9 protein-coding genes are annotated in these 12,526 nt (G+C 52.3%); 7 read left to right on the top strand and 2 right to left on the bottom strand.

Annotated elements, in window-relative coordinates; translation table 11 throughout:
- Window positions 1-7 precede the first annotated feature (7 nt).
- The 4 genes from AB3G37_RS19090 (at window position 8) to AB3G37_RS19075 (ending at window position 3,976) form a co-directional block, all read left to right on the top strand.
- Complete coding sequence (locus tag AB3G37_RS19090; protein ID WP_369790997.1) at window positions 8-1,537, top strand: glycerol-3-phosphate dehydrogenase; 1,530 nt, start codon at window positions 8-10, stop codon at window positions 1,535-1,537.
- A gap of 11 nt (window positions 1,538-1,548) precedes the next feature.
- Window positions 1,549-2,481 (top strand): TIM barrel protein, encoded by a 933-nt coding sequence (locus AB3G37_RS19085; protein ID WP_369788796.1) that lies wholly within the window; start codon window positions 1,549-1,551, stop codon window positions 2,479-2,481.
- Between the two features lie 77 nt (window positions 2,482-2,558).
- A complete protein-coding gene (locus AB3G37_RS19080; protein ID WP_009636926.1) occupies window positions 2,559-2,993 on the top strand; it encodes a 6,7-dimethyl-8-ribityllumazine synthase in 435 nt (144 codons plus the stop codon).
- Between the two features lie 23 nt (window positions 2,994-3,016).
- Window positions 3,017-3,976 carry a sugar-binding transcriptional regulator gene (locus tag AB3G37_RS19075; RefSeq protein ID WP_009636925.1) on the top strand — a complete coding sequence of 320 codons (960 nt, stop codon included), beginning with the start codon at window positions 3,017-3,019 and terminating at the stop codon, window positions 3,974-3,976.
- A 90-nt stretch (window positions 3,977-4,066) separates the two neighbouring features.
- Here AB3G37_RS19075 and AB3G37_RS19070 read toward each other — a convergent pair whose 3' ends face one another.
- Complete coding sequence (locus AB3G37_RS19070; RefSeq protein ID WP_369788795.1) at window positions 4,067-4,462, bottom strand: DUF4440 domain-containing protein; 396 nt, start codon at window positions 4,460-4,462, stop codon at window positions 4,067-4,069.
- A gap of 48 nt (window positions 4,463-4,510) precedes the next feature.
- Window positions 4,511-5,884, bottom strand: coding sequence for a DHA2 family efflux MFS transporter permease subunit (locus AB3G37_RS19065; protein WP_369788794.1), 1,374 nt, complete (start codon window positions 5,882-5,884; stop codon window positions 4,511-4,513).
- A 107-nt stretch (window positions 5,885-5,991) separates the two neighbouring features.
- Between AB3G37_RS19065 and AB3G37_RS19060 the strand changes: the two genes are divergently transcribed.
- The 3 genes from AB3G37_RS19060 to AB3G37_RS19050 all read left to right on the top strand — a co-directional run bounded on the left by AB3G37_RS19060 (window position 5,992) and on the right by AB3G37_RS19050 (window position 12,470).
- Window positions 5,992-6,900, top strand: coding sequence for a LysR family transcriptional regulator (locus tag AB3G37_RS19060; RefSeq protein WP_369788793.1), 909 nt, complete (start codon window positions 5,992-5,994; stop codon window positions 6,898-6,900).
- Between the two features lie 744 nt (window positions 6,901-7,644).
- Entirely contained in the window at window positions 7,645-9,870 is a 2,226-nt protein-coding gene (pqqU, locus tag AB3G37_RS19055) for a TonB-dependent receptor PqqU (RefSeq protein ID WP_369788792.1), read from the top strand.
- Between the two features lie 203 nt (window positions 9,871-10,073).
- On the top strand, window positions 10,074-12,470 hold the full coding sequence (locus tag AB3G37_RS19050; protein ID WP_369788791.1) for a glucose/quinate/shikimate family membrane-bound PQQ-dependent dehydrogenase: 2,397 nt from the start codon (window positions 10,074-10,076) through the stop codon (window positions 12,468-12,470).
- Window positions 12,471-12,526: the final 56 nt, after the last annotated feature.

The following is a 12,526-nucleotide window of genomic DNA, read 5'->3' as shown; positions in this document are numbered from 1 at the left end:
GAATGATATTGAACACTACGACGTAGTGGTGATTGGCGGCGGAATCAACGGCGCCGGGATCGCCCGCGATGCAGCGGGGCGAGGGCTGTCGGTATTGATGTGTGAAAAAGACGATCTGGCTCAGGGCACTTCCTCACGCTCCGGCAAGCTGGTACACGGCGGTCTGCGTTATCTGGAATATTACGAGTTTCGGCTGGTCCGTGAGGCGTTGATCGAGCGCGAGGTGCTGCTTAATTCTGCCTGCCACATTATCTGGCCGATGCGCTTTGTGTTGCCGCACAGCCCGCAGGACCGCCCGGCTTGGCTAGTCAGGCTCGGACTGTTCCTTTATGACCACTTGGGAGGGCGCAAAAAATTGCCCGGCACCCGCACGTTGAATCTGGATCGCAGCCCGGAAGGCACACCGCTGCTCGACAGCTATCACCGCGGTTTTGAGTATTCCGACTGCTGGGTCGACGATGCACGGCTGGTGGCGCTCAACGCATTGGGCGCGAAAGAAAAAGGCGCTACTATTTTGACGCGCACCACCTGCGTGTTTGCCAAACGCAGTCAGGACAAGTGGGAGGTTGCGCTGCGTGATGAGAAAAGCGGTGAGATGCGCACGGTGTTTGCCAAAGTATTGATCAACGCTGCGGGACCGTGGGTGCTGGATATCGTCAAACAGGTGACCCATACCACCAGTGCGCGCAACGTGCGGCTGGTTAAAGGTTCGCACATTATCGTGCCGAAATTCTGGGATGGGCAGCAGGCCTATCTGGTGCAAAACCACGACAGGCGAGTGATTTTTATTAACCCTTACGAGGGCGACAAGGCGCTAATCGGCACCACCGATATTCCTTATAAAGGACAAGCCGAAGACGTCGAGGCCGATGAGAGCGAAATCCAGTATCTGATGGACGCGGTAAACCGTTACTTCAAAGTCAAGCTGCGCCGCGACGATGTGATCCGCCATTACTCTGGTGTGCGACCCTTGTTTGACGACGGCAAGGGCAATCCATCCGCCGTAACCCGTGACTATGTGTTTGATCTCGATACCCAGGGCGGCGCACCGCTGCTGCACGTATTTGGCGGTAAAATCACCACGTTCCGCAAGCTGGCCGAGCACGCGATGCAAAAAGTGGCGAGCTTTCTGCCGAACATGGGGCCGGATTGGACCCGTGATAGCGTGCTGCCGGGCGGTGAAATTGAAAACGCCGATTTCGAGACGTTTACTCAGAAGCTTAAAAATGATTACCCGTGGCTGCCACAGCCGTTACGCAAACATTACAGCCGACTGTACGGTTCGCGCACCAGCAATTTGATTGGCGGCGCGGTTTCGCTTGCCGAGTTAGGGCAACATTTTGGCGGCAATTTGTATGAAGCCGAGGCGCGTTATCTGGTCAACAGCGAATGGGCGCAGCGTGCCGAGGATATTCTCCTGCGCCGCACCAAGCACGGCCTGCACCTGACTCGTGAACAGGCCAGGGCTTTCGAGCAGTGGTTCGAGCAAAACCTGCTTTCACATCCGCCGATTATTTTGCAGGCCAATGTAGGCTAGGAGGAGGCAATATGGCACTGACTCTGTCGTTAAACACCAATCCGCTGGTCAATCGCTTTGCCGAACCAGAGGATTTGATTCACACCGTGGCGCGCGATATCCGCATTCGCGACTTGCAGCTCACCCACGAGTTTATCAATCCATCGTGGCCAGCTTCGACCGTGCGTAACCTGACCCGTCGAATGAAAAATGCGATGGACGAGACCGGAGTCAGAGTGACATCAGGCATGACCGGGCCTTACGGGCGACTGAATCATTTTGGCCATCCCGATGCCGACGTGCGCCGCTATTACATCGATTGGTTTAAAACCTTTGCGGATATCATCGCCGATCTGGGCGGTAAGTCGGTGGGTTCGCAATTTGCTATCTTTACTTATCAAGATTTTGACTATACCGAGCGGCGTGAGGCACTGCAAAATAGGGCGCTGGAATGCTGGTGGGAAGTGGCAGAGCATGCCAAAGCCGCAGGGCTGGACTTCCTGTTCTGGGAGCCGATGAGCGTAGGCCGAGAATTTGGTGAGACGATTCAGAGCAGCCTTATGTTGCAAAAATGGCTGACTGAAGCCGGATTGCCGATCCCGATGTGGATGATGGCAGATATCGATCACGGCGACGTAACTTCTGAAAATCCAGGGGATTACGATCCCTATATCTGGGCTGAAGCGGTACCTCGCTACTCGCCAATCATTCATATCAAGCAAAGTATGTTAGATAAAGGTGGTCATCGCCCCTTCACTGCGCAGTATAATGCGCATGGCCGAATTCAACCCGAGCCGTTACTTAAAGCGTTTGCCCGCGGTGGCGCACGAGACAACGAAATCTGTCTCGAGCTAAGTTTCAAAGAGCGTGAGCCAAATGATCGACAAGTGGTCGCGGAAATTGCCGAAAGTGTGGCATTCTGGGCGCCGCACATTGATACCAGCAGCCAGCATCTATTGCTTTAACGGCGTAGTATCGTGGATGATAAGGGCGATACCCTTGATTATAATGATGATATCATCGAACCTTTACTGGAGTTTTTATGACCGCCCCAATTAAGATTGCCTATATTAAAGCTAACTGGCATGCCGATATTGTTAACCAGACGCTGGTAGGCTTTAAGCAGTATCTTGAGAGCAATCAACAGGCGTATGAGCTTGAAGTCTATGATGTTCCCGGTGCATTTGAGATGCCTTTGCTGGCCAAGCGCCTGGCAAAGCGTGGCAATGTTGACGCCATCGTATGTGCCGCATTAGTCGTCGATGGGGGTATTTATCGTCACGAGTTTGTCGCGCAGGCGGTTGTCAGCGGCCTGATGCAGGTTCAGCTTGAAACCGACGTGCCGGTATTCTCGGTTTCCCTGACGCCGCACAACTTCCAGCCTGAAAAAGAGTTCACTGACTTCTACACTCAGCACTTCATCAAGAAAGGCGCAGAAGCAGCCAGAGCAGTAACGGCAGTTCACGCAATTAAATGACAGGGTAGTTGTCGAGGTAATCCATGAAACATTCTTCCTCGCAGGCGGACGCAGACGAATCCCTTGCACTTCGGGCCGCATGGCTGCACTACGTGGGAGGATTGACTCAGGCAGATGTTGCAAAACGCCTTGGTTTACCTTCGTTAAAAACTCACCGAATGATTGCTCGGGTCGTGGCTGACGGCGCGGTAAAAGTGACTATTGACGGCGATATTGTCGAATGCGTAGAGCTCGAGAATCGCCTGAGAGAACGTTTTGGTCTCAACTTTTGCCGGGTCGCGCCCGATCTCGCTGAAACCGGGTTACCGGTTCGGGCTTTGGGCATGGCGGGCGCAGACTATCTCCGTGGCCTGCTTTCCTCTGACACGCTCACCACTCTTGGCGTCGGCCATGGTCGCACCCTGTCTTCTGTGGTTCATCAACTGCCACGTATCGATGCACAAAACATCCGTTTCGTCTCTTTGCTCGGTTGCCTGACGCGCAACTATGCCCTCAATCCGCACGATGTTATGCACCGTATTGCCGAAAAAACTGGCGCTCACGCTTACATAATGCCGGTGCCTTTTTTCGCCAATACTGTTGAAGATAAAGAGGTTTTACTCGCACAGCGCGGAGTAAAGGAAGTGTTTTCGATGGCAGAAGGCGCGGAGGTAAAACTGGTAGGCATCGGCACGGTAGAAGCGGCGGCTCAGCTGGTTGAGGCTGGAATGGTTGAAGAAGATGAGATGCGTGATATTTCAGCTTCCGGCGGTGTCGGCGAGCTAATCGGCCATTTCTTTGACTGCAACGGATACGCTATCAACACTCAGCTCACCGCAAGAACGTTGGCAGTCACTTTGGATGCCAACCGCAACGACAAAATTGTCGCCATCGCGGGCGGGGAAAACAAAGTCGAGGCAATCCGCGCAGTGTTGGCCAGCGGATTGCTGCACGGCTTAATCACCGATGAAACTACCGCCAACGCCTTAGTCTCAAATCAGTGATCCTCAAGGACGGGCAGCTTCATGCTATCAGTGAGTTTTGGCTGACGAAAGCAGGCTGCCATCTCACGTGACAAGCACCAGCCCAACAGATTAAAACGCCGTGCTGGTCTCGTGTAAATGCCGCCAGAAGATTTGCCCGAGTGCGCTGCGCTCAAACACGGCGGTGGAATGGCGCAGCGTCACTTTGCCCGCAAATGATTGTTTCTCCTGATATTGCACTACCGCGCCGTGCTGCCATTCGCTAACCAGCCGCAGATCAAACACTTTGATTTCCAGTCCCGCTTTAGTCCCGCCGTTTGCACGGAAGAATCCGCAAAGCCCGGCATAATCCAAAACATTCCCGGCGATACCCACCATGCTGTAGTTTTCACTGAAACGGGCGATTAATGGGTCACAAACCTCTTGCTTACTATGGCTGCCCAGCCACTGTTGGATTAAAACGTGGGCGTCGATGACTTCATTGAACCAGGGATTGCTGTACTGCATAAATTCTCCAGTATTTTTAACGTGATAAATAATTTGTCTGCTGGCTGGCTATGGGGATAACTTTGCTATCAGCGCACGATTGTCCAGCCGTAAACATAGCGCGATCGGCAGCAACGCAATCAGAGCGGCAATAGCAAAGCTGCTCCGATAAACCATCGCTGACGGCTCATGACTCATTTGAGCAAGAAAATTAAACAGCAGACTCATCGCTGTGATCCCAAAACAGAAGCTCAGCTGTCTGTTGATATTCCACAGCGCGCTGGCATCGCTCAACTGTGTATCGGCAATATCAATATAGGCGGCGCTTTGCGCGGTGCTGCTGCATAAGCTGCTGCCAAACCCCATCATGGCAAAACTGAGGATCTGCACCCAGCGCTGCTCTGCGTCGACGACAAGCGCCAACATGGCTATGCCGCAGCCGGTGACAAGGCAGCCGACAATAAACAGCGGGCGTGGGCCAAGGCGATTAAACTGCTTGCCAGTCAGGCTGATAGCGAAAAATGCCGCCAGCGCCCAAGGCAGCATCAATTCGCCGACCGCAGTCGCTGACATCGACAGGATGTTTTGCAGATACAGCATGGTTAGCAGGCTGACTCCGGTAAACACGCCGGGGATCAACTGGTAAATCAGCATTGAAGTCCGCAGAAGCGGTTGCTGCAGCAAGCGCAAATTTAGCAACGGATTCGTTTTACGCAACGACTGGTGGACAAAAACTGCCAGCAGCAGTAATCCGCTCAGCAATAATTCACTGCCTTGCAGTTTGTCTTCAGGACTGCCCAACTCCGTCAAGCCAAGTAAAATCAGCGCCAGCGCCGTGCATGAGGTCAGCAGCCCGATAATATCCAGTCTGGCAGCCACCTTCTCATTGGTATCTCTTTCGAGCCAAAGAGCGGCAAGGATCAGCGTGAGTGTTGCCAAAGGTATTGAGGCAAAAAATACCCAACGCCAGCCAAGATGGTCGGCAATGACTCCGCCAAGGGCCGGTGAGATAGCAGGAGCCAGCAGACCAACCAGCATAATTATCGCTGAAAGCCGGGCGCGCTGATTTGCCGGATATAATGAATAGACCAGCGTCTGGCCGATGGGGATTAGCAATCCTCCGCCCAGTCCTTGCAGCACACGCCAGCCAATCAGCTTTCCTAAATTTTCCGCCGAGCCAGCTCCCCAGGTCGCGATGATAAAAGTGGCCACAGAAAGCAAAAACAGTAGCTTCGACCCAAGGCGTGTCGCCATCCATCGGCTTGCGGGAATAATCAGAGTCAATCCCAGAATATAGCCGTTGCTGACCCACGCCATCTGCTCCACGCTAGCGTGAAAGCTGCGTGAGATCGCCGGATAAGCCACGTTGCTGATAAACATGTTAATCAGATCAATAAAGAATCCGAGCAGATACACAACCGCAACGCGCGTTCGATAATTCATGGCAATCTCCCTAATCAGGCAGCGAGTGTAAATAACTGAAGCTGGCAGATAAAGCCGTTGAGAGCAGTTACACTGTCAAAATAATTTTGACAGTGAGAGAGGGGAAGATGCTAAATTTCCAGCGTCTGGAGATCTTTGTTAACGTGGCGGCGAAAGGCAGTTTTACCGCTGCAGCCGAAGGAATGGGCCTGACGAAGGCGGTGGTGAGCTTCAACGTCAAACAGTTGGAGGCAGAACTGGGCGTGGCGTTATTGCATCGCACCACGCGAAGAGTCTCGCTGACCGCAGCGGGAGAACGGTTTTATCAGCGTTGCCTGCAGCTGTTACAGGATGCAGAAAGCGTGGTCGATGAGGTAAAACGCGATCATCAAGGACTGAGCGGAGTGCTGCGTTTAACAACCACGCCGGAGTACGGCGCGAAATTTGTTGTTCCGGCGCTGGCAAGCTTTGCGCAACGCCATCCTCAGTTGCGCATCCAGCAGGTTTCGTCTTCACTTCACCATGATCTGATTGCCGAACGCTTTGACGTTGCTATTCGTCTTGGACAACTTGCGGACTCCAGCCACCACGCGAGCCTGATCAACAGTTTTGCGATTTTGCCTGTGGCCTCTCCAGCGTGGTTACAGCGCTTCGCCCCACAGGGGATCCACAGTCTGGCCCAGCTTTCGCAGGCCAGATGGATTGCCCATAGTCGTTTGCGTACCCCGCTGAGCTGGGTGGTGGTCACGCCAGATAAGCAGAGTTGCCTGTTCAACGTTGAGCAAGGAGCCGCCATCATGGCCGATAATGCTGCGGCGCTATTATCGTTTGCGCTTCACGGTGCCGGTGTTGCGCTGTTGCCGGAATGGCTGGTCGCGGAGGAGATTGCTCAACAGCGTTTGTCCGTTCTGCTGCCCGGTTATACTTTTCCACGACAGGGCATCTATGCGGTTTATCCAAATACTCGCTACGTTGCCGATAAAGTCAGGTTGTTTATTGACCACTTGCGCGCTGAAACCTCGTTAAATGAAGTGTGATGCAGATCACATTTCATCGGTAATACTTATCCAATTCAAATAATGCATAGTTAATTCCTATTAGCCTGCTGTTAATTCCGCTTTGACAGAATAAATAATAGAAAATAATGACGATGCGAACACCTTAATTACACATTATCAAAATTGCCGAAATCACTCAGCTTATGGCCGCTTGCAAAGATTGATTAAGCAAAATTATGTCGAATAATTGCCCGTTAAAAGGCGTTAGCGGTTACACCGAGAGCCTCTTTTAGCAATAAATAACCGGCTAATTGATAATGTTAAATCACGATTTACAAATCCGGCGCGGCTGGATGACTTAATTGCGAACCTTTTGGTTCATAGTGAGAAGTGCGAAAGTGCATTCGATTGCTTAATTTCATGTATATGTTTTTATTGGTTTTTTTAATTATTATCAATTGATATAACTTCGGTAATAATCCCTGTTTTTTAAAAGGAAATATAAAAATAATTGTTTTTAATGGATTGGTGTAAGCGATTACACTCTTGTGTTATACATAATAGAAACTTCCACATAACGTTAAAAATCAGCTCCGTTAACCCTGCGTGCTATATTTTTTAAAACCACGCGATTCTGTAAAGTTCTGTATATACTATCCGATAGATAAATTTTATATTATGCGCCGACGAAACACGGCTCTGGGGATTACGACTCTTCTCTGACTTATTAATAGCAGACAACGAAAGCGTAAGCAGGCTTAACTGACAAATCGAAATCTTTCCGTGAATAACAAAACTTCATTTTCAACTCTCGTGTTGCTGTCGATTTTTACACCACTCACAGCCAGCTATGCGCAAACCACTGCGATGGCTGAAAACGCTGTTGCCAAAGAAAATGACAGCACAACGAAAGACAAGAAAGCTGCGGCGAAAGACAGCTCAGTCAAGTCCGATTCTTCTCAGAGCAACACGCTATTGATTGTTGCGCAACAGCAACAGGGCGGCTTGTCCGAACTCGACACGCCCGCAGCCGTCAGCGTGGTCGATGGTGACGATATTCGTAACAGCAGACCTCAGGTCAACCTTTCCGAAAGTTTGCTTGGCGTACCAGGTTTGCAGGTGCAAAACCGCCAAAACTATTCACAAGATCTGCAATTATCCGTGCGCGGCTTCGGTGCCAACTCAACTTATGGCGTCAGCGGCGTGCGCATCTATGTAGACGGCATTCCGGCGACGATGCCTGATGGGCAAGGGCAGACCTCCAACATCGATTTGGCATCGGTAGATAAAATTGAAGTTTTGCGCGGGCCTTTCTCAGCGCTGTATGGCAACGCTTCCGGCGGCGTGGTTAATGTCGAAACCAAATCTGGCAGCCAGCCGACCACGTTGACTGCCGGAACCTATTTCGGCAGCTATGGCTCATTTCGCAACAGCGTGACTGCATCGGGCGCTACCGGCGACGGCACTCACGCCGGTGACGTAAATTACACGATTTCTGCATCGCGCTTCACCACTCGCGGCTTTCGTGACGACAGTGCGGCGCGCAAGAATCTTGGCAACGGCAAGCTTGGCGTGCGTATCGACGATAAAAGTACTCTGACGCTGATGTTCAACAGTGTCGCGGTCGATGCCAACGATCCCGGCGGTTTGACCCAGTCTGAGTGGAAGGCTAACCCGACACAGTCGCCGCGTGCCGACCAGTACAACACTCGCAAGTCTATTGACCAGACTCAGGTCGGTTTGCGTTATCAGCGTGAGATAACCGATAACGACGAGCTGACCATCATGACTTATAAAGGTGTGCGCCACACCACCCAGTATCAGTCAATCCCCAAAGCAGTGCAGGCCAATCCGGCTTATCCGGGTGGGGTGATCGTGCTTGAGCGGCAGTATCAGGGAATCGATACCCGCTGGAAGCACGAGGACCAGTGGGGCAGTGTGCCGTTCACCATTATTGGCGGGCTGGATTATGAAACCATGACTGAACGTCGCCACGGTTATGAAAACTTTGTGGTGGACAACGGTGTGACCGATTATGGGGTCAAGGGTGACGAGCGTCGCAATGAAAGGAACAAGATGTGGAATCTTGACCCTTATTTGCAGACCACCTGGCATCTCACCGATCGCTGGACGTTGAACGCGGGGTTGCGCTACAGCACCGTGAGTTTCGACTCAAAAGACTATTACATCACCGCCGGTAACGGCGATGACAGTGGCAGCAAACGCTATCACAAAGCATTGCCGATGGCTTCGTTAAGCTACGCGCTTACCCCGGCCTGGAACGTTTATGCCTCGGCGGGGCGCGGCTTCGAGACGCCAACCATTAACCAGCTGTCATATCGTCCTGATGGCACAAGCGGCCTGAACATTAATCTGAAACCTTCGACCAGTAACACCGTCGAGATTGGCAGCAAGACCCGTATCGGCTATGGCTTGCTGACCGCAGCACTGTTCCAGACCGACACTCAGAACGATCTCGCTGTCGCCACCAGCGGCAGCGGTCGCAGCAGTTATACCAACGTCGGTAATACCCGTCGCCGTGGTCTGGAACTGTCGTTTGACCAGCAGTTCGCCTCGGACTGGCGAGTACATATGGCCTGGACGCTTTTGGATGCAACCTATCGTGATGACGTGACCACCGCCGTCAGTTCAATCCCGGCGGGCAACAAAATGCCGGGGATTGCGCGTAATTCTGCCTACGCCTCTTTGGGCTGGGAACCGGAAGAAGGTCCACACGCTGGCGCCGAGATTCGCTATATGAGCGATATTCAGGCCAACGATGCCAACACGGCGCAGGCCCCGGCTTACACCATTACCAGCCTGAATGCCGGATACCGCCTGAACTGGCGTAACAACTGGTCGTTGGATTTATTCACCCGCGTCGACAACCTGTTTGACCGCCATTACGTCGGTTCGGTCATCGTGAATGAAAGCAACGGGCGTTATTACGAACCGGCGCCGGGAAGAAATTGGGGCGGTGGCGCAACACTTACCTATACTTTCGATTAATTGTTTAAAAAAAGTACATTGGCTCCCGCCAGGGAACAGGACAGGGCCTTTAAAGAACCTAGAGCAAGCCACTCTCAGTATTGTTTTAACCGGGTATTGAGAGGGCTTGTCCGAGGAAGGACATTCCGTGTGACGCCGAATGTTTTTAAGATCTCATCTCAGTGCGAGATCGAAGACAATGAAAATCTTGTAAGGTTAATAATATGCAAACTAAAGCTCCGTTATCGCGCATAGTCGTAATAATTACCGCTTTGTTCGCCGCGTTAAGCGGATTATATTTATTGGTCGGCGGAATATGGCTGACAGCAATAGGGGGCTCCCTCTATTACATCATCGCCGGTGCTGTTTATCTGGTGACGGCATGGTTGCTTTTACGCCGCCGTGCTTCGGTTTTGCTGCTTTATGCTGTGTTCCTCTTTGCGACCACCATTTGGGGTCTCTGGGAAGTGGGCTCCGACTTCTGGGCTTTAACGCCGCGTTTAGACGTGACGTTCTTCCTCGGTCTGTGGATCCTGCTACCAATCGTTTATAACTACATGAGCAACAAGAATGGCTTCGCACGCGCTGCGCTGGCGACTTCTCTGGTGTTCACCGTAGTGGTACTGGTTTATTCAGTATTCAACGATCCACAGGAAATCAACGGGACAATCCCTGCAGCCGATACCGCAGTTCAGTCTACTCCAGGCGTTGCCGACAGTGACTGGCCTGCCTATGGCCGTACTCAGGGCGGTACTCGTTACTCTCCACTTAGCCAGATTAACGACAAAAACGTTGGCCAGCTGAAAGAAGCCTGGACCTTCCAGACCGGTGATGTGAAAACAGCACACGATCCGGGCGAGTTCACCGACGAAGTCACGCCGATCAAAATCCGCGACACCCTTTACCTGTGTACTCCACACCAGAAACTGTTTGCTCTGGATGCGGCTACCGGTAAAGAAAAATGGACTTTTGATCCACAGCTGAAAACTGACCCAACCTTCCAGCACGTAACCTGTCGTGGTGTTTCTTACTACGAAGATCCTGCTGTTGCACAGGGCAACGCGAACAACAGTACTGCTCCGGCAATCTGTTCACGCCGCGTTCTGCTGCCAGTGAATGACGGTCGTATGTTTGCGCTGGACGCAGAAACAGGGGCTCGTTGTGCCGACTTTGGCAACAACGGTGAACTGAATCTGCAAAGCAACATGCCTTACTCTTCTGCCGGACGTTACGAGCCAACTTCACCGCCAATCGTCACCAAAAGCGTGATCATTGTTGCCGGTGCGGTTACCGATAACTACTCGACCAAAGAACCTTCCGGCGTTATTCGTGGTTTCGACGTTCACACAGGTAAACTGCTGTGGGCATTCGATCCAGGCGCTGCTGAACCGAACAAGATCCCGGGTCCGGGCGAAAACTATACGCCTAACTCACCAAACTCTTGGGCTCCAGCGGCTTACGACGCGAATCTTGACTTGGTTTACCTGCCAATCGGCGTGGAAACTCCGGATATCTGGGGCGGAAACCGTACCCCGGACATGGAACGTTACGCGAGCAGCCTGCTGGCTCTGAACGCGACTACCGGTAAACTGGCCTGGGTTTATCAGACCGTGCACCATGACCTTTGGGACATGGACGTACCGGCTCAGCCTACCCTGGCAGACATCACCGACAAGAGCGGCAACAAAGTTCCAGTTATCTATGTTCCAACCAAAACCGGTAACATTTTTGTTCTCGACCGTCGTGATGGCAAGCTGGTTGTTCCAGCTCCGGAAAAACCTGTGCCACAGGGCGCAGCCAAAGGCGACCATACGTCTCCTACTCAGCCGTTCTCTGACCTGACTTTCCGTCCATCAGCCAAGCTGACCGGTAAAGACATGTGGGGCGCAACCATCTACGACCAACTGATGTGTCGTGTGATGTTCCACCGTCTGCGCTACGAAGGTACGTTCACGCCTCCTTCAGAGCAAGGTACGCTGGTATTCCCGGGTAACCTGGGGATGTTCGAATGGGGTGGTATTTCTGTTGATACCGATCGTCAGCTGGCTATTGCCAACCCAATCGCTCTGCCGTTTACCTCTAAGCTTATCCCACGTGGACCAGGCAACCCAATCGAGCCGCCAGCCGGTTCTACCGGGGGTAGCGGTACCGAGTCTGGTATTCAGACCCAGTACGGCGTGCCTTACGGCGTTGAGCTGAACGCATTCCTGTCTCCGTTGGGCTTCCCTTGCAAGCAACCATCCTGGGGCTATATCTCTGGTGTTGATCTGAAAACTAACGATATTGTCTGGAAAAAACGTATCGGTACGGTTCGTGACAGCTCACCAGTGCCATTGCCGTTCAAAATGGGTATGCCAATGCTGGGTGCGCCTACCTCGACTGCAGGTAATGTATTCTTCATTGCAGCAACCGCAGATAACTACCTGCGCGCGTTCAACATGAGCAACGGCGATCAGCTGTGGCAGGCACGTCTGCCAGCGGGCGGTCAGGCAACTCCGATGACTTATGAAGTGAACGGCAAGCAGTATGTGGTTATTGCTGCAGGCGGTCATGGTTCATTCGGCACCAAGCTGGGTGACTACATCATCGCTTACGCACTGCCAGACGATGCTAAAAAGTAATTAACTTAGCGATGGCGCAAGCTGTTTGTAAGTGAACGAGAAGGCCGCTGATTTTT

Source organism: Rouxiella sp. WC2420 (genome assembly GCF_041200025.1).
GTDB lineage: Bacteria > Pseudomonadota > Gammaproteobacteria > Enterobacterales > Enterobacteriaceae > Rouxiella.
Note: the sequence above shows the minus strand (reverse complement) of the source record. Positions and strands in the feature narration are given on the sequence as shown.